General features: G+C 61.2%; 23 protein-coding genes. 12 read left to right on the top strand and 11 right to left on the bottom strand.

Annotation, left to right across the window (positions count from 1 at the left end):
• Nucleotides 1–54 precede the first annotated feature (54 nt).
• The 4 genes from AB5Y81_RS19840 to cysG form a co-directional block, all read right to left on the bottom strand.
• On the bottom strand, nucleotides 55–1,779 hold the full coding sequence (locus AB5Y81_RS19840) for an SLC13 family permease (protein ID WP_279485298.1): 1,725 nt from the start codon (nucleotides 1,777–1,779) through the stop codon (nucleotides 55–57).
• 4 nt (nucleotides 1,780–1,783) lie between these two features.
• Complete coding sequence (cysN, locus tag AB5Y81_RS19835; protein ID WP_279485297.1) at nucleotides 1,784–3,211, bottom strand: sulfate adenylyltransferase subunit CysN; 1,428 nt, start codon at nucleotides 3,209–3,211, stop codon at nucleotides 1,784–1,786.
• Nucleotides 3,212–3,235: 24 nt separating this feature from the next.
• Nucleotides 3,236–4,144: a sulfate adenylyltransferase subunit CysD gene (gene cysD, locus AB5Y81_RS19830; RefSeq protein WP_054543456.1), complete on the bottom strand. Its 909-nt coding sequence runs from the start codon at nucleotides 4,142–4,144 to the stop codon at nucleotides 3,236–3,238.
• 103 nt (nucleotides 4,145–4,247) lie between these two features.
• Complete coding sequence (gene cysG, locus AB5Y81_RS19825; protein WP_279485296.1) at nucleotides 4,248–5,672, bottom strand: siroheme synthase CysG; 1,425 nt, start codon at nucleotides 5,670–5,672, stop codon at nucleotides 4,248–4,250.
• Nucleotides 5,673–5,859: 187 nt separating this feature from the next.
• Here cysG and AB5Y81_RS19820 point away from each other — a divergent pair, with 187 nt between their 5' ends.
• Together AB5Y81_RS19820 and AB5Y81_RS19815 are read left to right on the top strand one after the other, a co-directional pair.
• The gene (locus tag AB5Y81_RS19820) at nucleotides 5,860–6,780 is read left to right on the top strand and encodes an SPFH domain-containing protein (RefSeq protein ID WP_005304750.1); all 921 of its coding nucleotides are present in this window, start codon (nucleotides 5,860–5,862) and stop codon (nucleotides 6,778–6,780) included.
• Nucleotides 6,777–7,232 (top strand): NfeD family protein, encoded by a 456-nt coding sequence (locus AB5Y81_RS19815; protein ID WP_010636234.1) that lies wholly within the window; start codon nucleotides 6,777–6,779, stop codon nucleotides 7,230–7,232. Before AB5Y81_RS19820 ends, AB5Y81_RS19815 begins: the two co-directional genes overlap by 4 nt.
• An 80-nt stretch (nucleotides 7,233–7,312) precedes the next feature.
• Here AB5Y81_RS19815 and AB5Y81_RS19810 read toward each other — a convergent pair whose 3' ends face one another.
• Nucleotides 7,313–7,726: a CBS domain-containing protein gene (locus tag AB5Y81_RS19810; RefSeq protein WP_005304756.1), complete on the bottom strand. Its 414-nt coding sequence runs from the start codon at nucleotides 7,724–7,726 to the stop codon at nucleotides 7,313–7,315.
• A 156-nt stretch (nucleotides 7,727–7,882) separates the two neighbouring features.
• Here AB5Y81_RS19810 and AB5Y81_RS19805 point away from each other — a divergent pair, with 156 nt between their 5' ends.
• Genes AB5Y81_RS19805 through AB5Y81_RS19795 form a run of 3 tightly spaced genes read left to right on the top strand, consistent with a single transcriptional unit; the run spans nucleotide 7,883 to nucleotide 11,095 of the window.
• Complete coding sequence (locus AB5Y81_RS19805) at nucleotides 7,883–9,793, top strand: ABC transporter ATP-binding protein (RefSeq protein WP_279485295.1); 1,911 nt, start codon at nucleotides 7,883–7,885, stop codon at nucleotides 9,791–9,793.
• Nucleotides 9,786–10,247 carry a DUF2390 domain-containing protein gene (locus tag AB5Y81_RS19800; protein ID WP_279485294.1) on the top strand — a complete coding sequence of 154 codons (462 nt, stop codon included), beginning with the start codon at nucleotides 9,786–9,788 and terminating at the stop codon, nucleotides 10,245–10,247. The genes AB5Y81_RS19805 and AB5Y81_RS19800 overlap by 8 nt, the downstream gene beginning before the upstream one ends.
• Nucleotides 10,241–11,095, top strand: coding sequence for a 23S rRNA (adenine(2030)-N(6))-methyltransferase RlmJ (locus tag AB5Y81_RS19795; RefSeq protein WP_124251071.1), 855 nt, complete (start codon nucleotides 10,241–10,243; stop codon nucleotides 11,093–11,095). Before AB5Y81_RS19800 ends, AB5Y81_RS19795 begins: the two co-directional genes overlap by 7 nt.
• Nucleotides 11,096–11,189: 94 nt before the next feature.
• On the opposite strand, the gene AB5Y81_RS19790 is transcribed toward AB5Y81_RS19795, so the two are convergent.
• Nucleotides 11,190–11,396 (bottom strand): hypothetical protein, encoded by a 207-nt coding sequence (locus tag AB5Y81_RS19790; protein ID WP_026139273.1) that lies wholly within the window; start codon nucleotides 11,394–11,396, stop codon nucleotides 11,190–11,192.
• Between the two features lie 186 nt (nucleotides 11,397–11,582).
• On the opposite strand from AB5Y81_RS19790, the gene AB5Y81_RS19785 reads away from it, so the two are divergent.
• The 7 genes from AB5Y81_RS19785 to AB5Y81_RS19755 all read left to right on the top strand — a co-directional run bounded on the left by AB5Y81_RS19785 (nucleotide 11,583) and on the right by AB5Y81_RS19755 (nucleotide 15,891).
• Entirely contained in the window at nucleotides 11,583–11,945 is a 363-nt protein-coding gene (locus AB5Y81_RS19785; RefSeq protein WP_005304770.1) for a DUF2061 domain-containing protein, read from the top strand.
• Between the two features lie 100 nt (nucleotides 11,946–12,045).
• A complete protein-coding gene (locus tag AB5Y81_RS19780) occupies nucleotides 12,046–12,636 on the top strand; it encodes an MliC family protein (protein WP_279485293.1) in 591 nt (196 codons plus the stop codon).
• 336 nt (nucleotides 12,637–12,972) lie between these two features.
• The gene (locus tag AB5Y81_RS19775; protein ID WP_219326063.1) at nucleotides 12,973–13,401 is read left to right on the top strand and encodes a VOC family protein; all 429 of its coding nucleotides are present in this window, start codon (nucleotides 12,973–12,975) and stop codon (nucleotides 13,399–13,401) included.
• Between the two features lie 285 nt (nucleotides 13,402–13,686).
• Nucleotides 13,687–14,370 (top strand): HNH endonuclease, encoded by a 684-nt coding sequence (locus tag AB5Y81_RS19770; protein WP_279485292.1) that lies wholly within the window; start codon nucleotides 13,687–13,689, stop codon nucleotides 14,368–14,370.
• Between the two features lie 138 nt (nucleotides 14,371–14,508).
• The gene (locus tag AB5Y81_RS19765; RefSeq protein ID WP_279485291.1) at nucleotides 14,509–14,670 is read left to right on the top strand and encodes a hypothetical protein; all 162 of its coding nucleotides are present in this window, start codon (nucleotides 14,509–14,511) and stop codon (nucleotides 14,668–14,670) included.
• Nucleotides 14,671–15,195: 525 nt separating this feature from the next.
• The gene (locus tag AB5Y81_RS19760) at nucleotides 15,196–15,609 is read left to right on the top strand and encodes an alpha/beta fold hydrolase (protein WP_338630216.1); all 414 of its coding nucleotides are present in this window, start codon (nucleotides 15,196–15,198) and stop codon (nucleotides 15,607–15,609) included.
• A 96-nt stretch (nucleotides 15,610–15,705) separates the two neighbouring features.
• The gene (locus AB5Y81_RS19755) at nucleotides 15,706–15,891 is read left to right on the top strand and encodes an alpha/beta hydrolase (protein WP_279485290.1); all 186 of its coding nucleotides are present in this window, start codon (nucleotides 15,706–15,708) and stop codon (nucleotides 15,889–15,891) included.
• 117 nt (nucleotides 15,892–16,008) lie between these two features.
• Here the strand turns inward: AB5Y81_RS19755 and putP are convergent, their stop codons facing one another.
• From putP to AB5Y81_RS19730, 5 genes are all read right to left on the bottom strand, one after another.
• Nucleotides 16,009–17,526 carry a sodium/proline symporter PutP gene (gene putP, locus AB5Y81_RS19750; protein WP_279485289.1) on the bottom strand — a complete coding sequence of 506 codons (1,518 nt, stop codon included), beginning with the start codon at nucleotides 17,524–17,526 and terminating at the stop codon, nucleotides 16,009–16,011.
• A gap of 288 nt (nucleotides 17,527–17,814) precedes the next feature.
• Nucleotides 17,815–18,741: a L,D-transpeptidase family protein gene (locus AB5Y81_RS19745; RefSeq protein WP_005304791.1), complete on the bottom strand. Its 927-nt coding sequence runs from the start codon at nucleotides 18,739–18,741 to the stop codon at nucleotides 17,815–17,817.
• A 186-nt stretch (nucleotides 18,742–18,927) separates the two neighbouring features.
• Nucleotides 18,928–20,169 (bottom strand): mechanosensitive ion channel family protein, encoded by a 1,242-nt coding sequence (locus tag AB5Y81_RS19740; RefSeq protein WP_019840872.1) that lies wholly within the window; start codon nucleotides 20,167–20,169, stop codon nucleotides 18,928–18,930.
• Nucleotides 20,170–20,291: 122 nt separating this feature from the next.
• Nucleotides 20,292–21,491, bottom strand: coding sequence for an acetate kinase (locus AB5Y81_RS19735; RefSeq protein ID WP_123247351.1), 1,200 nt, complete (start codon nucleotides 21,489–21,491; stop codon nucleotides 20,292–20,294).
• Between the two features lie 174 nt (nucleotides 21,492–21,665).
• A complete protein-coding gene (locus tag AB5Y81_RS19730; RefSeq protein ID WP_005304798.1) occupies nucleotides 21,666–22,136 on the bottom strand; it encodes a YhcH/YjgK/YiaL family protein in 471 nt (156 codons plus the stop codon).

The raw sequence follows: 22,136 nt of genomic DNA, 5'->3' as shown, positions 1-22,136 counted from the left end.
GGGGGCCACGGTCGTCGTGTATTCCTATTCCCTGCAAAGCCCAGTTGCGCCGCCTTAAAACGGAAACAGCAGGGGCACCATGACGATCACCCCGATGCTGTAGGCCAGGGAGACCGGCAGGGCTAATTTAAGGTAATCCGGCATCTTGTAGTTGCCCGCCGCATAGACCATCAGGTTGGTCTGGTAGCCGTAGGGCAGGATAAAGCTGGAGCTCGCCCCGAACAGCACCGCCAGAATGAACGGCATGGTCGAAACATCCATGCTGAGCGCCAACTGGTAACCCATGGGGAAGGCCAGCGCCGCCGCGGCGTTGTTGCTCATCAGCTCGGTCAGCACCAGGGTAAACAGGTAGATGCCGATAAAGGCGATGATGGGGCTGGCGCCGTTGAACTCTCCCATCAGCCAGTCGGCGATGAGCTTGGCCAGCCCGCTTTTTTCCAGCTGATCGGCGATGGCGAGCGCCCCGCCCACCACCAGCCAGATATCCAGCGGAAAACGGCGGCGGATCTCGTCCAGAGTCAGGATGCGGGAGAACAGCAGCACCACCAACATCACCAGCAAGCCCTTGAACAGCGGCACCAGATCGAGCACCGACAGGGTCAGCACCCCGAGGAACCCCGCCACCACGGCGGCGCTGCGCGTGGCATCGAGCCGGGTGGAGGCCTCCAGCCCGCTCACCACCACGAACTCGCGGGAGAGGGACTTGTTGCCCGCAAACTTGGGGCCGGGGGCCAGCAGCAAGGTGTCCCCTGCGTGCAATTCAATCTGGCCGAGGCCGCCGGTGAGCTGGGTCTCACCCCGGCGCACCGCCAGCACCACCGCATCGAAGTGGGTGCGAAACTCCGCATCCTTGATGGTCTGACCCACCAGCCGCGAGCTGTGGCTGACGATCACCTCCACCAGGTGCTGGCCATTGAGCCGGTGCTGGCCGTAGAGATCCAGCCCCTTGAGCTCCTGCAGCACGCCGACGCTCTCCACATCGCCACAAAACAGCAGCATGTCCCCCTCGTGCAGCTCGTGTTCTGGCTGCACCGGGCAGATCACCTGATTGCCACGGATGATCTCGGCAAGATAGAGACTTTTCAGGCTGCGCAGGCCGTTCTCCTTGACGCTGCGCCCGGCCATGGGGGAACCGGGGCCAACCTTGGCTTCGAGAAAGTAGCCGGATTCCCGGCTCATCTCGGTGTCCTGCTCCGGCAGGTGGCGGGCAAACAGCAACACGGCAACCAGGCCGGTGACCAGGGTCCCCGCCCCCACCATAAAGAAGTCGAACATGCCGAGCGGCTTGGCCCCCATCTTGATGAGGAAGCTGTTGACGATGAGGTTGGTGGAGGTGCCAATCAGGGTCAGCACGCCGCCAAAGGTCGCCGCGAAGCACATGGGCAGCAGCAACCGGGAGGGCGCATGGTTGGGGTTGCGCTTGACCGCCCCCAGCATGGAGGCCACCACGGCGGTGTTGTTGACGAACGCCGACAGGAAGGCGGTGGAGAACCACACCTTCACCAGCACCTTGTTGAAGGAGCCGGTGCCCACCAGGTTGGCGAACCAGCTCATGACCCGGGTCTTTTCCACCGCGAGCGACACCAGCAGCAACAGCACCAGGGTCAGCAGGGCGCTGTTGGTGTAGCCCGCCACCACGGCGTTGATGTCCGCCAGGCCGCTCAGGTAGGTGATGAGCACGGCGCCCGAGAAGAGCTGCGCCGGCCGGAGTTTGCCCTGGATCAGCAGGGCGACGAGGGCAGCCAGCAGACCCAGCACCAGGGATTGTTGCCAGGTCATGGGCTTACTCCTTGCCGGAATCGTTGCTGATGGTCAGCGCCTGCCAGTGGGGGAAGTGCTTGCGCACCAGAGCGTTGAGCTCGACTTCGAACTCGCTGTAGTGCCCTGCCACAACCTTGGCCGCCAGCCCTTCCACTATCATGCCCGCGCCCACGGTGACGTTGGTCAGCCGGTCGATCAGGATGAAGCTGCCGGTATCGCGGATCTCCTGATACGGATCGAACGCCACCGGGTCGGTCAGGCTCAGTTCGCACAGGCCGATCTCGTTGAGCTTGAGTTCGCTCGCATCCAGCTGGTCCAGCTTGTTGATCTCGATGCGGTGGCGGATGGCCTCCACCTGACCACGGCTCTTCTTGGTCGCCAGCTTGACGTCATAGACCCGGCCCGGTTGCAGGGACTCTTCCCCCATCCAGACGATGTGGGCCAGCACGTTCTGAGTCACCTGGGGCTTTCTGGCGGCATCCACCAGCAGGTCGCCCCGGCTGATGTCGATCTCGTCCGCGAAGGTGACCGTGATGGCCTGACCCGGCAGGGCGTACTCCAGATCCCCGTCGAAGGTGACGATGCGAGTCACCGTGCTCTCTTTGCCGGACGGCAGCACAGCAAGCCGGTCGCCCACCCGCAGGATGCCGGAGGCGAGCGTCCCCGCGAAGCCGCGAAAATCGAGGTTGGGGCGGTTCACATACTGCACCGGCAGGCGCACCGGATGGCGCTCCAGCTCGCGTTCCACCTCGGCGGTTTCAAGCAGGGAGAGCAGGGTTTCGCCTTCGTACCAGGCCAGCTTGTCGCTCTGGTTGACCACGTTGTCACCGTCCAGCGCCGAGACCGGCACGATATGGATGGTGTCGACGCTGAGCTTCTTGGCGAATTCGCGGTAATCGGCACTGATGCGCTCGAACACCTCCTGACTGAACTCCACCAGATCCATCTTGTTGACCGCCACCACGAACTGCTTGATGCCGAGCAGGCTCGCAATAAAGCTGTGGCGACGAGTCTGATCCAGCACCCCCTTTCGGGCGTCGATCAATATGATGGCCAGATCGCAGGTGGAGGCGCCGGTGGCCATGTTGCGGGTGTACTGCTCGTGGCCCGGAGTGTCCGAGATGATGAATTTGCGTTTCGCGGTCGAGAAATAGCGGTAGGCCACGTCGATGGTGATGCCCTGCTCGCGCTCTGCCTGCAGGCCGTCCACCAGCAGGGCCAGGTCCAGCTTCTCGCCGGTGGTGCCGAGCTTCTGGCTGTCGGACTCCAGCGCTTTGAGCTGATCTTCATAGATCTGCTGGGAGTCGTGCAGCAGGCGGCCGATAAGGGTGCTCTTGCCGTCGTCCACGCTGCCGCAGGTGAGAAAGCGCAGCAGGCTCTTGTGTTGCTGGGCGTGCAGGTAGGCTTCAATGCCCTGTTCGCTGATGGCGGTCTGAATGTGGTTGTTCATGTTGCGATTCCTTAGAACATTTTTTTAGAAATAGCCCTGACGCTTCTTCTGCTCCATGGAGCCGGCCTGATCGTGGTCGATGAGCCGCCCCTGCCGCTCGCTCGAGGTGGTGATCAGCATCTCTTCGATGATCTCCGGCAAGGTGGTGGCATTGGATTCGATGGCCCCGGTCAGCGGGTAGCAGCCGAGGGTACGAAAGCGCACCAGCTCCTGCTTCACTTCGTCTTCAGGGCCGATGGGCATGCGCTCGTCATCCACCATGATCTTGATGCCGTTGCGCTCCACCACCGGGCGATGGGCCGCAAAGTAGAGCGGCACTATGTCGATGTTCTCGAGGTAGATGTATTGCCAGATGTCGAGCTCGGTCCAGTTGGAGAGCGGGAACACCCGGATGCTCTCCCCCTTGTTGACCTGGCTGTTGTAGACGCGCCACAGCTCCGGGCGCTGGTTTTTCGGATCCCAACGGTGAGACTTGTCGCGGAAGGAGTAGACCCGCTCCTTGGCACGAGACTTCTCCTCGTCGCGGCGGGCCCCACCGAAGGCGGCATCGAAGCCGTATTTGTTGAGCGCCTGCTTGAGCCCCTCTGTCTTCATGATGTCGGTGTGCTTGCCGCTGCCGTGCACGAAGGGGTTGATGCCCATGGCGAGCCCTTCCGGGTTCTTGTGAACGATGAGATCCAGCCCGTACTTTTTGGCGGTCTCGTCGCGAAACTTGATCATCTCCTTGAACTTCCAGTCGGTGTCGACGTGCAGCAAGGGGAACGGGATCTTGCCCGGATAGAAGGCCTTGCGGGCCAGGTGCAGCATGACGGAGGAGTCCTTGCCGATGGAGTACATCATCACCGGGTTTTCAAATTCGGCAGCCACCTCGCGGATGATGTGGATGCTCTCGGCTTCCAGTTGCTGCAGATGGGTCAATCTTTCACGGTCCATGTCTGGGTCCTCGGTTCATTGCTGACGCGCCTGGTCGGTACGCGGTCTTGGTTCAGGTCGGTGCCGCCATGGCAACACCGTCAAATCTATTCGGGTCTCGGCCTCAGGCCAGGCTCACCAGCTTGAGCTCGTGGCCGCTGTCGGCCTCCTGTCCCTGCGCCGTCTCGCCAAACCAGGCGAGTTGTTTGCGTAAGGAAACAACCTCGCCGATGACGATAAGGGAGGGGCTCACCGCCTGGGCGGCCAGCTCGGCCAGCTCCGCCAAGGTGCCGGTCAGCACCCGCTGCCGCGCCGTGGTGCCACGCTCTATGATGGCGATGGGGGTGGCGGCACTTCGGCCATGGTTCACCAGCTGCTGCTGGATATGCTCGGAGCGCATCAGCCCCATGTAGATGACCAGGGTCTGGCTGGTGGCGGCGAGCTGCTGCCAGTCGGGCTCCTTGCCCTCCTTCTGGCAGTGGCCCGTGATAAAAACGGCGCTCTGGGCATGGTCGCGGTGGGTGAGCGGAATGCCGGCATAGGCGGTGGCACCGGCAGCCGCCGTGATGCCGGGCACCACGGAGAAGGGAATGCCCTCCTCTGCCAGCACTTCCAGCTCCTCGCCACCACGGCCGAACATGAAGGGATCGCCCCCCTTGAGCCGCACCACCCGGTTGCCCGCCCTGGCGTATTCCACCAGCAGGCGGTTGGTCTCTTCTTGGGGCACGCTGTGGGCGCCCGCCTTCTTGCCGACCGACACCAGGGTGGCGTCGCGGCGCACCAGATCCAGGATCTCGGCGGAGACCAGCTGGTCATAGAGCACCACCTCGGCCTGTTGGATCTGTTGCAGCGCCTTGAGGGTCAGCAGGCCCGGATCGCCGGGGCCCGCCCCTACCAGCACCACCTCGCCCACCTCGGTCTGGGCTTTGTCGAGCCCCTCGTTCAACCACTGCTCGGCCCCCTGCCAATCGGCTTTCTCAATCAAACCGGCCAGGGTGTTGGAGGCAAAGGCGCGCTCCCAGAAGCGGCGACGGTCGGAAATGGAGGAGAGCACCCGCTTGGCCCGGTCGCGTACCCGACCGGAGAGCTCGGCCAGGCCGCCGAGGTGGCGCGGCAACAGGCTCTCCAGCCGCTCGCGCAGCAGGCGCACCAGCACCGGCGCCTTGCCGCCGCTGGACACCGCCACCATGATGGGGCTGCGATCGATGATGGAGGGGAAGATGAAGCTGGAGCGCTTGGGGTCGTCCACCACGTTGACGAACAGACCGAGCTGGTTGGCGCTCTGATAGACCAGGGCGTTCACCTCGAGGTCATCGGTAGCGGCCACCACCAGGATCTGGCCGGCCAGGTGGGCCGGGGTGAAGCGCTCCGCCAGATGGGTGAAGCGACCGGCAAACTCATGGAAGTCGGGTTCAAGCTCGGGGGAGACCAGGGTCAGCCTGACACCGGCCGCCAGCAGCAGGCGTGCCTTGCGCAGGGCCACTTCGCCCCCACCCACCAGCAGCACCGGGCGACCGTCCAATTTGGCAAACATCGGCAAATAATCCATTTCGGCCCATCCCTCGGAACACGACTAATATGGGGCGACTATAGGCAGGGCTGCTTATCCCTCAAAATAATAAAAAATGCTTTTTAATGCGTTTTAGTAATTAACAAAACCGTATGATGACAAAGGCGCTTGTGGTGCCGCACGCAAGACCATAGGCTAGTGAAAGTGTTTCATAAGGAGCTAAATGATGAATGAGTCATTGATTGTGCTGGGGATCTTTGTGTTTCTGGTACTTCTCACCCTGAGCGCCGGCATCAAGATAGTGCCACAGGGTTACAACTGGACCGTGGAGCGCTTCGGCCGCTACACCCGCACCCTCTCCCCCGGCCTCAACCTGCTGATCCCTTACATAGATCGCATCGGCCACAAGATCATCATGATGGAGCAGGTACTGGACATCCCGGCGCAAGAGGTGATCTCCCGCGACAACGCCAACGTGACCATAGACGCCATCAGCTTCGTGCAGGTGGTGGACGCCCGCAAGGCGGGCTATGAGGTCAACGATCTCACCAGCGCCATCCGCAACCTGACCATGACCAACATGCGGACCGTGCTGGGCGCCATGGAGCTGGACGAGATGCTCTCCCAGCGCGACACCATCAACGAGAAACTGCTGCGCACCATGGATGCGGCCACCGCCCCCTGGGGCATCAAGGTAACCCGGATCGAGATCAAGGATGTACGTCCGCCGCTGGCCCTGGTCGAAGCCATGAACGCCCAGATGAAGGCCGAGCGTCAGAAACGGGCCGAGGTGCTGGAAGCCGAAGGGGTGCGCCAGTCCAAGATCCTGAAAGCGGAGGGGGAGAAGCAGTCCCAGATCCTCAAAGCCGAGGGTGAGCGTCAGGCCGCCTTCCTCGCCGCCGAAGCGCGGGAGCGGGCCGCCGAAGCGGAAGCCAAGGCGACCCACATGGTGTCAAAAGCCATCGCCGAAGGGGATCTGCAGGCCATCAACTACTTCGTGGCCCAGAAATACACAGAGGCGCTGGCCCGCATCGGTGAAGGCCCCAACAGCAAGGTGGTGATGATGCCGCTGGAGGCGGGCAGCCTGATCGGCGCCGTGGCCGGCATGGCCGAGCTGTTCAAGGATGGCAAGGGCGGCAAGTCATGACAGCCCTGTTCGAGGGACTGACCCACTGGCACTGGCTGGGGCTCGGCTTCGTGCTGCTGGCCATCGAGGTGCTGGGCTCGGTGGGCTTTCTACTCTGGACCGGCATCGCCGCGCTGGAGGTGGGCCTGCTGCTGCTGGTCTGGCCCTTCGGCTGGCAGGCCCAGCTGCTGCTGTTCGCCCTGCAATCCCTGCTCACCACCTGGGCCTGGTGGCGCTGGCAGCACCGCCGGGATCGCTCCGATCAAGATGCCGCCGCCCCCATCAACGAGCGGATGCAGGGGTATCTGGGGCGCGAGCTGGTGCTGCTGGATGACGTGACTCAGGGGATGAGCCGGGTACACCTGGACGACACCGCCTGGACGGTGCGCTGCAGCCAGCCACTGCTCGCCGGCAGCAAGGTGCGGGTGACGGGGCATGACTCCCATATCCTGCTGGTAGAGCCGCTGCCCTGACACAAGGGCTGGCGCCTGTGACCAACAACAAAGGGCTCCGCGGAGCCCTTTTTCATTCTCTTGCAAGCCGCGCCGGCGGGCTAGAAGGCGTCGCTGTCGAGGGCGGCGCGCAGCAGATCCTTCCAGCTGATGATGCCGACCAGGGCGCCGTTTTCCAGCACCGGCAGGCAGGAGACGTTCTTCTCCAGCATCAGCTTGACCCCTTCCCGCACCGTGAGCTGGGGGGCAATGGTGATGGGGTGGCGGCTCATGATCTGGTGAGCGCGCCGATTGAGGGTCTCGGTGTCGCGGCTCATCTCGGCCTCGGAGTCGAGATAGGGGCTGATGGCGCGAAACAGGTCGCGATCGGAGATGACCCCTACCAGCTCCTCCTCTTCCAGCACCAGCAGATGGCGAAAGTGGGCCTGCTCGAAGATCTCCTTGATGACGCTCAACCTGTCGTCCATGGATACGGTGGCGACCCGGGTCGTCATGATGTCCCTGATATGCAGCATGCTAGCCTCCACCGTCATACTGTTTGATAGTTCTGTTATGACATGTTTTTGTGGTGCCAGCCAGTAGCAGGCCCGTACCTAAAGTGCAAACCGGCGCCATTTCACGTAAGATCCGCGCCAGTTTTTCTCCTCCATTTGAGCCAAGCAGACCAATCCATGATAGTTGCCAGTCAAATCGAACTGATCCGCGGCGGCCGCAAGCTGCTGGACAACGCATCCGCCACCATTCACCCCGGCCACAAAGTGGGTCTGGTGGGCAAGAACGGCTGTGGCAAGTCCACCTTTTTTGCACTGGTACGGGGCGAGCTGGCCATCGACAGCGGCAGCTTCAGCCTACCCGCCGGCTGGCAGATTGCCGGGGTGGCACAGGAGACCCCGGCGCTGGACTGCTCCGCCCTCGACTACGTGATCGACGGCGACAAGGAGTTCCGCGCGCTGGAGGCCGAGCTGGCCCAGGCCGAGCGGGATGATAACGGTCTGCTGGTGGCCGAGCTGCACGGCAAGCTCGACACCATAGGTGCCTACAGCATCCGCGCTCGCGCCGCCGAGCTGTTGCACGGCCTCGGCTTTGGCGACGAGCAGCTCGGCTCGCCGGTGCGCAGCTTCTCTGGTGGCTGGCGCATGCGCCTGAACCTCGCCCAGGCGCTGCTCTGCCGCTCCGATCTGCTGCTGCTCGATGAACCGACCAACCACCTGGATCTCGACGCCGTCATCTGGCTGGAGAAGTGGCTCAAGGGCTATCAGGGCACGCTCGTCTTGATTTCGCACGACCGCGACTTCCTCGACTCTGTGGTGACTCGCATCATCCATATCGAGAACGGCAAGCTCAACGAATACAGCGGCGGCTACTCCGACTTCGAACTGCAGCGCGCCGAACACCTGGCCCAGCAGCAGTCCATGTACGAGAAGCAGCAGCGGGAGATGGCCCACATGCAATCCTATGTGGACCGCTTCCGCTACAAAGCCTCCAAGGCGCGCCAGGCCCAGAGCCGATTGAAGGCCATGGAGCGGATGGAGAAGATCCTGCCCGCCCACGCCGACTCCGAGTTCAGCTTCGAGTTTCGCGAGCCGTCGGCCCTGCCGACCCCGCTGATTGCCATGGAAAACCTCAGCGCCGGTTACGGCGACAAGGTGATCCTGGAGAAGATCAAACTCAACCTGGTACCGGGTTCGCGCATCGGCCTGCTCGGTCGCAACGGCGCCGGCAAATCCACCTTCATCAAGATGCTGGCCGGCTCCAACCCGCCGCTCTCCGGCAAGCTGGAAGTGAGCGCCGGGGTGAGCATCGGCTACTTCGCCCAGCATCAGCTGGAGACCCTGCGCCTGGACGACTCACCCCTCGATCATCTGGTACGCCTCGCGCCGGACAAGACCGAGCAGGAGCTGCGCAACTACCTCGGCAGCTTTGGTTTTCACGGTGACAAGGCGCTGGACAAGGTGGCCCCCTTCTCCGGTGGCGAGAAGGCGCGGCTGGTGCTGGCCCTCATCACCTGGCAAAAACCCAACCTCTTGCTGCTGGATGAACCGACCAACCACCTGGATCTGGAGATGCGCCACGCCCTGACCATGGCGCTGCAAGGGTTCGAGGGCGCCATGGTGGTGGTCTCTCACGACCGTCACCTGCTGCGTACCACCACAGATGACTTCTATCTGGTGCACGGTGGCCGGGTCGAGGCCTTCGACGGCGATCTGGACGACTACCACAAGTGGCTCGGCGAGCAGGAGAAAGAGGCCAACGCCAAACAGGACGACGGCGTCGTCTCCGCCAACTCGGCGGTGGCGCGCAAGGATCAGAAGCGGCGCGAGGCGGAGTTCCGGCAAGCGACCCGACCACTGCGCCAGAAGCTGGAGAAGCTCGAAACCAGCATGGAGAAGCTGCAGGCCAAGCTGGCCGCGGTGGAAGAGCAGCTGGCCGATCCCGCCATCTATGAAGAGAGCGCCAAGCAGAAGCTATCCGAGCTGCTCAAGTCCCAGGGCCCCATCAAGGAGGAGCTGGAAGGGGTGGAGCTGGACTGGATGAGCCTCAGTGAGGAGCTGGAAACCATGGAGCAGGCCTTCCTTGCGTGACGAACAGCTGATGACGAGCGAGCGGATCTCCGCCCACGAACTGCCAGGCCCACTCGACTTCTGGCACTGGAGCGGTGAGGTTTACGGCGCGCGCAGCCAGGACTGGCTCAGCGTGCAGGCGCTGGGGGGCAACGTCAATCTGGCCCTGTTGCTGCACCGGCTGGATCAGAGCAGCATCCCGGTGGATCTCACCGACCTGCAACCGGCGCTGGTGCAGACCGAGGCGGTGCTCGGCCCCTGGCGCACCCTGCGTTCGAGCGCCAAGGCGCGGCTCGGCGAGCAGGAGTATCAGGCCATGCTGGCCCACGAGCTGGAGCTGGAGCGCCTGCAACAAGGGGTCCTGCTGCAGACCCTGCGCAGCCTCACCCTGTTTCGCGGCGACAGCCGCAACCTGTTGAACTATCTATCGTTACTGGGGGCCCAGCAGGGCCCCCTCAGAGACCTAATATGCTGAGTTATCGCCACGCCTTTCACGCCGGCAACCACGCCGACGTGCTGAAACACGCCGTCCAGGCCCTGATCATCGAGTCCCTCAAGAAGAAGGAGAAACCCTTCATCGTGCTGGACACCCATGCCGGCGGCGGTCTCTACGACCTGCGCGGCGACTGGTCCCAGAAGAAGGCGGAATATGCCGATGGCATTGGCCGACTGTGGGATGAGCGAGCCCAGTGGTCTGCCATGGCCCCCTATCTGGACGTCATCGCCGATATGAATGTCGATGGTCAGCTGCACTACTACCCCGGCTCGCCGGAGCTCTCCCGTCGCCTCGCCCGCGAGCAGGACAAGCTGGCACTGATGGAGCTGCACAACAACGAGGTGGAGGACCTGCGCGCCAACATGGGTTACGACCCCCGCGTCGCCGTGCACCATCGTGATGGCTTCGAGGGGCTGGTGGCCCTGCTGCCACCCACTCCGCGCCGCGGCCTGGTGCTGATCGACCCCCCCTATGAGCTCAAAGAAGACTACTTCGCGGTGGTCGATACCCTGAAAAAGGCGCAAAAACGCTGGGCCACCGGCATCTACGCCCTCTGGTATCCCATCCTCGGCCAGGAGGCGGACAAATCCCGCGACATGCTGCGCGCCATCAAGCGGGAGAACTTCGGCAACGTCCTGGTCGCCGAGCTGGAAGTGGCCGGCCAGACCGCCGACTGGGGTATGAATGGCTCAGGCATGCTGATAGTGAGCCCCCCCTGGCTGCTGGACGAGCAGATTGAAGCCTTCCTCAAACCTCTGTGCGCCAAACTGGCCCAGGGCGCCGGCGCCCAGTACAAGGTCGAGTGGCTCAACAAGGTTGAAGCGTAACGCCTTGCATCACTCGCACACCGCCAAGGGCCTGCCACTGCAGGCCCTTTTTATTGGCAGGATCGGCGGGCAGCTCGAGTGCCCTGGCTGGCAATCAGGGGCCGGAGGATCTGTCCAGGTGCAAGACCAGCAACAGCAGGGCCAACAGACCCAAGGGTGGAAACAGGGAGAGCAAAGCGCAAAGGGTGGCGATCAGGGCGGGGCGCTCGCTTCTGCGACGAGCCAGCCAATAGGCCAGTACCCCTACGATGATCATCAGCAACAGGATGAACTGCCCCATCAGGGTGGCGTTGATATTCATATGCATGAAAGCTCCTTTTTCATGGCAAAGGCTCACTCTAACGCCGCTGTGGCCCCAGGCAACTCCCAATCCGGTGAGGGTGTTCTCACTTGATAGGCCCTCCCTATCCAACCATTAGATGAGAATAGTTTTCATTTAGTGGGGTTTCGGGGGATACTCTGCTCATCACCAGAGGGAGCCGCCATCATGAAAAAGACCATCAGCTTTGCCGTTTTGCACTTCACCGTGGCCTTCACCGTGGCTTACCTGCTGACCGGTGAACTGCTCACCGCCAGCCTGATCGCCCTGATCGAACCCGCCGTCAACACGGTCGCCTTCTACTTCCACGATCTCGGCTGGCACAAGCTCAAGCCCCACCACAGCCTGCAGGCCAAGACCAGCAGCTTCGCCCTGGTGCACTTCTCGGTGGCCTTCGGCGTCGCCTACCTGCTGAGCGGCGAGCTGCTCACCGGCGGCGTGATGGCGATGATCGAGCCTGCCATCAACACCGTCGTGTTCTTCTTCCACGAGCGGCTGTGGCGCGCCCGCCAGTCCCTGGCGCTGGCCTGATCTCCCTCCCCTTGTCTGGGGCCGCCCGGCGCAAAAAATGCTCGGCGGCCCAGCGCCATTGTGCTTTAGTAGCCGGGTCCCCCTTGCTGGAGCCCCCTCGATGAACAAGACCTTGCTTGCCACTCTGCTGTTTGCCCCTTTATTGGCCACCGCTGCCACCCCCTCCTTCGATTGCGCCAAGGCGAAAGGCGCCGCCGAAACCCTGATCTGCAAGGATGCCGCGCTGGCGGCGCTGGATAACGAGCTGGCGGCCCTCTACCCCAAGGCAATTGCCGCGTTCTCACCCGAGCAGCAGAAAACCGAGCGCGCCATCCAGCGCGGCTGGCTCAAGGGGCGCAACGACTGCTGGAAGGCGGGCGATCTGCGCCAGTGCGTGGAAGAGAGCTACCAGCTGCGGATCACCGAGTTGCAGATAAAAGGGGGCCAGCTGATGGTGCCGGCACCGGTGAACTACCTGTGCGGCAAAAACGTCACTCTCTCCACCTACTTCTACAACGAGGCCAAGCGGCCCGCCGCGGTGATCAACCTGGACGAGGGTGAGGGTACTGACCCGCTGCAGGTGCTCGCCTATGAAACCCCCAGCGCCAGCGGTGCTCGTTATGAAGGGCAAAACCTCACCCTCTTTACCAAGGGGGGCGAAGCCAGGCTGGAGCGTGTCGGCCAGCCAACTCTCACCTGCACGCAGCGCTAATCCAGAAACCGATCACTTGGGGACGGCGGCATCCACGCCGCCTTCTCCTGCCCGCCCCCTCTGCTCACGCCATATCTATCAATTTATTGATCTTGCTCAGAAATAACTCACAGCCCCCTTTTCCCCCATCCAAGGGGCGTTACTATGGCCAAATGGCAACATTCGCCTCGTCGGAGTCTCCCCCATGAGCCATGCCAACCCTCTCGCAGGTAACAAGCAGCACACTGGAAGCTGAAATTCAGGGGCGGTAGCCATGTCATCGGCTTGCCAACCCCTGCCGCTCACAGCAAGGGGCCAGTCGGCGATTCATCCACAACATGCAAAGCAAGGTGGTGTATGGAAACACAAACTCTGCATCGCGGTCGGCTGATCGACCATCTCCAGCTGGTGGTGCAAGACCTGGCTGCCAGCCAGCGTTTTTACACAGCCGCACTGGCCGCCCTCGATATTCCCATAGGCGGCGCCGGTGAGGGTTACTTCTGGGCAGACGAGCTGTTTGTCACCGCCATCGACAGCCCGGCGGCGCTGGGAGCATTGACCGGCCGCCATCACCTCGCCTTTCAGGCACAAGACAGAGCCATGGTGGATCGCTTCTATCAGGCAGCGCTGGCCCATGGCGGCCAGGACAACGGCGCCCCCGGCGAGCGCAATTATCACCCTGGCTATTACGCCGCCTTTGTGCTCGACCCGGACGGCAATAATATCGAAGCGGTTTATCACGGTGAGGCAAAGCGCAGTGCAGAGTCGGTGGAGATTAGGTTTTAGAAATAAAAAGAAACACTTGTCATTTAGATATCACCATGGTACGACAATGTCGTCTATGCCTCGTTAAAAATAGGAATCCACTGATTTCCTTATTTTTGCCTTTACAGTAACAAAGGTAAAAAAGAGAGAAAAACATTCATATACGGCTCGTAGACCTAATCCAAGTTGGCAATGTAATCAAATATCAAGAAGTGCCTATAACGTCTAAAAAACGTTATACGAAAACCCCAACACTCTAATTAGCACAATCTTTCATATAATTACCACCAGCACTCATGAGGAATTATGAACCAAGAAGAATCATTTCAGCATGAATTGGAGCATCTCTATACAGTCGTGGGTAGAACCACTGGGTATTGGGCTAATTACTACCTTCGTTCTGTAAGAAAGAACGGGGCAGTGGCACATGCAAAAAATGCATTATCAAAAATAGATAAAATTCAAGGTGGATTTCAAACCTTGATAGAAGTTGGGCGTCCTGATTTATCGATGGAGTATTCTATCCTTAAGCCAGAATTCAGGTCTCTATTCACAAAATCAAATCTCGATGAAGCTCAACGACGCTTATCAACTGTTCCCGACTATGCATGGCGTCAGAACGTTGAACCAGACAGAAATTTTACTGGTGAAATAGAAGATAATAGTATTTTCACCGAAGGTTCTAAAAAACAAGTTACAGTTAATTTTTATGAGCGATGCTTAAAGGCTAGGAAAGCTTGTCTAGATAAACATGGCTATAGATGTAAAGTATGCAACTTCTCGTTTTTAGAGGTTTACGGGGAGATTGGTAAAGATTTCATACATGTACACCACATCAAGCCATTGGCTGGAATTTCAGAAAAGTATTTGATTAAGCCAACTAAAGACCTGGTACCAGTTTGCCCTAACTGCCACGCAATGCTTCATACTAAAAGTCCACCTTTATCAATAGATGAATTAAAGTTAATACTGACAAGATGTAAGCTTTAACAGATACATTTAAAGTTGCTTTAAACGTGCGGCATTTACATTCCTGATGGGCCGAGTGGATTACAGTTGTTGTGTTTGAGTCGTTTGTAATTTTTTGCCAGCCTCTTAGACTAGGCGTTATGAGTGTATGGATCTCCTATGGAAAATGACCTCATATTAGTGGTGCTGGATGTAGAACAGATAGCCAAAGCGAAAGATGAAAATGGAAAGCGTAAGCAAATAACTCATGCGCTTGTTGTTGGAAACTACGGGGTGATGTTCGGCACTGAGAAACAATGCATGAAGTATTACTCGACCTGAAGGGATATATTCAAGGGTCTATTCGATAGATGTTACGAAACTGACCAATATCATATCCGTACCTACATCAGTTCTGGTAATGTGGTGATGGAACTGATAAAAGAGTCCGATAGACGAAAAAACAAGACAGATTTCATCAAAAAAACGATGATACATGAGAAAAAAGGCTTTTGGGGATAATTTTTTGGCCGCTAACAAAACTCATAACCAATAATTTCATTCCCTTCCGCCCCGGAAGACTCTACATCGAACGCTGTTATCTCCGCGTTGCAAAACAATAATCGCAGCTTAATATAACGGCTATCGCCAACCTATGAGCACTTGTTGCGGCCCTATTAGTGGCCGCAAGGCCCTTGCTATATATTCTCCCGCTACTACGACACGCCGAGGAGGCGTTGATATGCAGTCACAGACTCACACCTTTATCATCAATGGCAGCCCAATGCCTTGCCTGTAGGCCGGTTCCGGTGAGCCGCTGCTGCTGATCCATGGCGCGCTGGCCAACCATACCTCTGGCTCGAACATATCGAGCAGCTCTCACAGCACTACACCGTCTATGCCCCCACCCTGTGCCACTTTGGTGAGGCGGGCAAAGAAGGGCCTTTCGGTCTTGAGACCCATGCCGGCGATCTGCTTGCCCTGCTGGAGCAGTTGCCGTGCGGGCCTGTCCATCTGGTCGGCTGGTCTTATGGCGCGGGTGTGGCGCTGACAGCCGCCTTGCAAGCGCGGGAGCACGTCCGAAGCCTCTATCTGGTGGAGCCGGGCTGCCCGGGAGTGCTTGACGAGCAGGGGCTCGCCGCCTTTATGGCCGATGCCGGCGCCATGTTCGGCCGCGTGTTTGGTCAGGTTGAAGCTGGGCAGTTGCAAGAGGCGGTGGCCACCCTGATTGATGGCTCAGGGGGGCACCCGGGCTATTTTGCCGCACAACCCCTCAAGTGACAGCAGGCCCAACTGGCGGAGGCCGCAAGCCTGCCCAAGCAACTGAGCCAGGGCGAGCGGCCGGATTGGTCGCCGTCGCGCCTTGCCGCGCTCAACGTGCCCACCTGCATCGTGCGGGGCGCACAGACCAGAGCGCTGTTTGCGCAAGTGTGCGAGGCACTTGGCAATGCTATCCCCACCTGCCAGCGCCTGCAGGTGGTGGATGTCGGCCACCTCTACCTCATCGAGCAGCCCACGCTGTTTGTGCATCAGTTGCAGCGCTGGCTCGCCGCGCAAGGCTGAGCAGAGACCCTTGCCGACCGGCCTGATCTACACCAGTCGCACCGCAGGCTATGCCCAACTAAGTGCCATAAAAAAAACCCCGCATTGCGGGGCTTTTTGTTATCGGCAGTAGCCAACTCAGTTGACCGTAACCGGCTGACCAATCGCATCCGGCGGGGTCTGGAACTCGCGCTCGGCGTCGTCGAAGCGCTCCAGCATGGCCTTGGAGGGGGCCTTGTCCAGCAGGCTGAAGACGACAATGGCGAGTCCGGAGAAGAGGAAGCCAGGGATGATCTCATAGAGCCCCAGCCAGCCGAACTGCTTCCAGACGATGACGGTCAGGGCGCCCACCAGCATGCCCGCCAGGGCGCCGTTGCGGGTCATCCGCGACCAGAGCACGGAGAGCAGCACCACGGGGCCAAAGGCGGCACCAAAGCCGGCCCAGGCGTAGCTCACCAGCCCCAGCACCCGGTTTTCCGGGTTCATGGCGACGGCGATGGCGATGAGCGCGATCACCAGCACCATGGCGCGGCCGACCCACACCAGCTCCTGCTGGGAGGCGTTCTTGCGCAGGAACGGCTTGTAGAGATCCTCGGTGATGGCGCTGGAGCAGACCAGCAGCTGGCAACTGAGGGTACTCATCACCGCCGCCAGGATGGCGGAGAGCAGCACGCCGGCGATCCAGGGGTTGAACAGGATCTTGGAGAGCTCGATAAAGACCCGCTCAGGGTTGGCAGTCACGCCGCCAGCCTGCTCGGTGAAGGTGGAGAAGTAAGAGAGGCCGAAGAAGCCGATGGCCACGGCGCCGCCGAGGCACAGCACCATCCAGGTCATGCTGATGCGACGGGCATTGGTCATGGAGTGGTGGGAGTCCGCCGCCATGAAGCGCGCCAGGATGTGGGGCTGGCCGAAGTAGCCCAGGCCCCAGGCCATCAGGGAGATGATGGCGATGAAGTCCAGGTTCTTGAACATGTCGAGGTTGCCGGCGTTCTGCGCCGCCACCTGCACCATGGCGGTGTCGATGCCGCCCACCGCGATGATGACGAACACCGGGGTGAGGATCAGGGCGAAGATCATCAGGGTGGCCTGCACCGTATCGGTCCAGCTCACCGCGAGGAAGCCGCCGAAGAAGGTGTAGGTGATGGTGGCCGCGGCACCGACCCAGAGGGCGGTGTCATAGCTCATGCCGAAGGTGCTCTCGAACAGGCGGGCACCGGCCACCACGCCGGAGGCGCAGTAGATGGTGAAGAACAGCAGGATCACCAGGGCGGAGAGGATGCGCAGCACCCGGCTCTTGTCTTCGAAGCGGTAGGTGAAGTAGTCCGGCAGGGTCAGGGCGTTGCGGTTCTTCTCGGTATGCACCCGCAGCCGGCCGGCGACCCAGCGCCAGTTGAGATAGGCGCCCAGGGTGAGGCCGATGGCGATCCAGCTCTCGGAGATGCCGCCGATGAAGACGGCGCCCGGCAGGCCCATCAGGAGCCAGCCGCTCATGTCGGAGGCACCGGCGGAGAGAGCGGTCACCCAGCTCCCCATCCGGCGGCCGCCGAGAATGTAGTCGTCAAAGTTGCGGGTGGCGCGATAGGCGATAAAGCCGATCAGGACCATCCCGAGGATATACACCAGAAAGGTGATGAGCATGGGTGTGCTGGCTGTCATTCAAAACTCCGTTATGTGACGTGTGTGCCCGTTCTGACGACGGACTCTTCCTTAAAAAACCGCCCTAGCTTAATCAGCAGATCCCATGACCTCAACCTTTTTTAACAAACAGAAAACACAATACAAACGTTTCATCTTTAACCAACAGACCAGCTTTGCGCCGTTCCGCCAGATTTTATCCTGACGCAGCAACTGCTTATCCACCAGGCACGTTCAGGGGCCCGATCCCGCCACGGCGGCAAAAAAAAAGCCCCGACCAGAAGTCGGGGCCATCTCGGCAGGTGCCAATCAGCGGTTGATCGCGATCGGCATGCCACTGCGCTGCTCCAGCGCCTGCTTGACCAGCTGGGAGTCGCTGTCGGCGTGGGCGATGAAGCGGGTCACCGCCGGGGTCATCGGCAGCGGCGCAGGCAGGCTGGAGTTGAACTCCTCCTGATTGCGGGAGAGCGGCTGATGCACTTCCAGGTAGCGGCGGCCATCCGGCTCGACACTGGCCTTGATGGGCTGGTTGACGAACTGCACGCGGGTACCGACCGGCACCTTCTTGAACAGGTACTCGATGTCGTCGTTGCGCAGGCGCACGCAGCCGTGGCTCACCCGCAGGCCGATGCCGAACTGGGCGTTGGTGCCGTGGATGGCGTACATCTTGCCGATGTAGAGCGCGAACAGCCCCATGGGGTTGTCCGGGCCGGCCGGCCACACGGCCGGCAGGGTCTCGCCACGGGCGGCATATTCGGCATGCATTTTGGCGGTCGGGGTCCAGGTCGGGCCCGCTTTCTTGCGCTGCACGCTGGTCACCCAGTTTTCCGGGGTGTCGGTGCCAAGCTGGCCGATGCCGATGGGCAGCACTTCCACCACCTTCTTGCCTTTCGGGTAGTAGTAGAGGCGCATCTCGGCCACGTTCAGCACGATGCCTTCACGGGGCGCATCCGGCAGGATCAGCTGGTGCGGCACGATCAGCTTCTCGCCGGTCTGCAGCAGCAGGGGATCCGCCTTGGGGTTGGCCTCCAGCATGTTGGTCAGCCCCAGCTGGAATTTGGCGGCGGCGGCCTCCAGCGGCTGGCCGTTTTCTTCGGCCGGGACCACGTATTCCAGATTTTCACCCACCAGGCGGCTGTTGGCCGCAGGCAGGGCGTATTCAACAGCGAGCGCAGGCGCGGCGCCCAAGAGGAGGCTGCAGCACAGCGCGGCCGCAGTAGTGTGGAGGAGCTTCATAACTTTCCTGTAATGGATGACGTGGTTCAAGACTCTGGGCTGACCCGGGAGCGGCAGGCGATCCGGGGGCGAAGAGAAGGCCGCCATTTTTCTCCTCTGCCGGGCAAATTTCAACTGACAAGTGGCGGCGGGTCAGCGATTAATATCGCTTTTTTTATCCGCCGCCAGCCCTTGTCTGATGGCCGTTCACCCCTTTTGCCAGGCGCGCATATCGTAACCTGTGGGAGATTGGTGCAACCGCAGATGAAATTGCTCGATGATGGCAAAAATGTGGTCGAAAATGTCGGCCTGGATCCCTTCGTAATCGGCCCAGGCGGTGGTCGCCGTGAAGCAGTAGATCTCCAGCGGCAGGCCGTCCGTGGTCGGTGCCAGCTGGCGCACCATCAGGGTCATGTCCTTGCGAATGCCGGGGTGGGCGCGCAGGTAGGCGTCCAGATAGGCGCGCAGGGTGCCGAGGTTGGTGAGGTGGCGGCCGTTGATGGGGCAACTGATGGCGTCGCTCAGCTGCTGGTTGTAGGCGCTCAGCTCCTGCTCCTTGCGGCTCAGATAGGGCGCCAGCAGCTGGGCCTGCTTGAGCTGCAGCTGCTCGTCCGCCGTCAGGAAGCGCACGCTGGTCATGTCGATGTTGACGCTGCGCTTGATGCGCCGCCCGCCCGACTCTGTCATCCCCTGCCAGTTCTTGAATGAGTCGGAGATGAGGGCATAGGTGGGGATGGTGGTGATGGTCTTGTCCCAGTTCGACACCTTGACCGTGGTGAGGCCGATGTCGGTCACCTCGCCATCCGCGCCGTACTTGTCCATCTGCAGCCAGTCGCCGACGCTCAGCATGCGGTTGGCGGAGAGCTGGATACCGGCCACCAGGCCGAGGATGGGGTCCTTGAACACCAGCATCAATACCGCGGTCATGGCCCCCAGGCCGCTGAACAGGAACAACGGTGACTTGCCGAGCAGCAGGGCGATCATCAGGATGCCCACCAGGATGCTGCCCACCAGCTTCACCCCCTGGAAGATGCCACGCAGGGGCAGATCCCGCCCGAGCCGGGTATAGCGGCTCACCGACAGCAGGCAGTCGAGCAGGGCGAACAGGGAGAGCAGCAGGAACAGCAGGATCCAGAGCTGGGCCACCGTCTCTATGAGCTGCAGGCTTTCGGAGTCGCGCGGCAGCCAGATCTCGGCCTGCCCCAGCAGCACGGCCCCCTGCAGCACGAAGGCGAGCCGGTAGAACAGCCGCTGCTGCAGTTGGGGCGGCAGCCACACCTGCATGGTCTTGCCGAGCACGCCCACCAGCCGCACCAGCAACACCCGGTGCAGCAGCATGTGCAGCACCAGCGAGGTGAGCACGATGAAGCCGAGGGCGATCACCAGCCCCGTCATGCCGGTCACCTCCAGTCCGAGCCCGGCCAGCCAGCGAAAAATCGTCTCCTTCATCCCATCCTCCTGTGCGTGAAACTGCGGTCAGGGTACGTATCTGCCACCCCATGTCAAATGGGCACCGGCCCACAAACGACAACGCCCGGCAGGGGCCGGGCGTTGTCTGGGAGCGAGGGGCGTTAGCCGACCAGGCTCAGGGCATCGCGGGCGATGACCAGCTCTTCGTTGGTGGGCATCACCAGCGCCAAGCGGCTGCCTTCGGCGGTGATGGGGCCCTCGCCGCCCAGCACGGCGGCGTTGTTGGCTTCCTTGTCGACCTTGAAGCCGAACAGGGCCAGACGATCCAGCACCATCTCGCGCACCATGGCGGCGTTCTCACCGATACCGCCGGTGAATACCAGGGCGTCCAGACGACCGTCCATGGCGGCGGCATAGGCACCGACATACTTGGCCACCCGGTAGGTGAACACGTCCAGCGCGCGCTTGGCACCGGCGTCGGTGGCGTAGTTGGAAGTGACGTAGCGGCAGTCGCTGCTCGCCTCTGTCATGCCCAGCAGGCCGGACTCGCGGGTCAGGGTGTGGTTGATCTGCTCCACGCTGTAACCGAGCTGGTCGTGCATGAAGAAGACCACGGCGGGGTCGATGTCGCCGGAGCGGGTACCCATCGCCAGCCCTTCCAGCGGGGTCAGCCCCATGGAGGTGTCGACGGATTCGCCGCCACGGATGGCGCAGACGGAGGCGCCGTTACCCAGGTGGCAGTTGATGATGTTGAGCTCTGCGAGCGGCTTGCCCAGCGCCTTGGCGGTCTCTTCTGCGATGAAGCGGTGGGAGGTGCCGTGGGCGCCGTAACGACGGATGCCGTTCTCTTTGTAGAGCTTGTAGGGCAGCGCGTAGAGGTAGGCTTCCTCTGGCAGGGTCTGGTGGAAGGCGGTGTCGAACACGGCCACGTTCTTCTCTGCCAGCGCCGGGAAGACCTTGAGGGCGGCACGGATGCCGATCAGGTGCGCCGGGTTGTGCAGGGGAGCGAACGGAATGGCGGCTTCGATGCCGGCGATCACGCTGTCATCGATGCGAACGGAACGGGAGAACTGCTCGCCGCCGTGCACGATGCGATGGCCGATGGCCACCAGCTGCTCGGCCAGGGTCGGATCCTGCGGCAGGATGTGACCCACGATGTGGTCGAGGGCTTCCTGGTGCGCGGCACCCGCGCCCAGCATGGCCTCGCCCTTGACCCCGTGGAGTTTCCATTTGATACGTGCATCATCCAGATTGAAGCATTCGGCCAGGCCGGACAGCATGTCCTCACCTGTTTCGGCGTCCATTACGGCAAATTTCAGGGAAGAGCTACCGCAGTTAAGGATCAATACCAACTTGCTCATGTTCTACATCTTCCTGTGCTTCGGCTTTATGCCGACAGTGTCGTGTCATCCAACATGGATGGGATTCCCCTGCCGGGGGCTTATGGTCGCAGGAAAGTGCGCCCAATTTTTCAATATGTTAAGTGCAAATCCGGACGATTCCGGCCACTCGTCTCAGTCAGGCTGCGCCAGCGGTTACAGGCCGGCCAGCAGATCCCGGTGCACCTTGACCACCAGCTTCTTCACCTTGGCCGGCGGGTTGGGGGTGCAGAGGGGGCGATGCAGTTCTCCCGGCCAGAAGATGGCGAAGTCGCCGGGCTGCAACGCCAGATAACTGGTCTGTTCATCGTCGACGAACCAGAGATCGGGATGGGGGTGATCCGCCCCTTCGCTCGCGTAGGTGTGCGGGCCGACCCCGATCCACTCCTCGCCGGCGAGCAGCAGCTGGATGTCCAGGTACTGCTGATGGAACTCGCCACGGCGATCCGCCGCCGGCTCGGTCAGCTCTTCGCTCACCAGGCAGAACAGCTTGAGGCCGTCGACCTCCTGCTTGCCGAGCGGGGCATGCCGCCACCGGTCGACGCTTTGCACCACCTCGACCAGGATGCGGTCGAGCGGGGCGGGCAGCGGCGTACGCTGCAAGGTATTCAGACTGCCGGTGATCAT

The sequence above is a fragment of the Aeromonas sp. s2 genome, from assembly GCF_040907935.1.
GTDB classification, from domain to species: domain Bacteria; phylum Pseudomonadota; class Gammaproteobacteria; order Enterobacterales; family Aeromonadaceae; genus Aeromonas; species Aeromonas dhakensis.
Note: the sequence above shows the minus strand (reverse complement) of the source record. Positions and strands in the feature narration are given on the sequence as shown.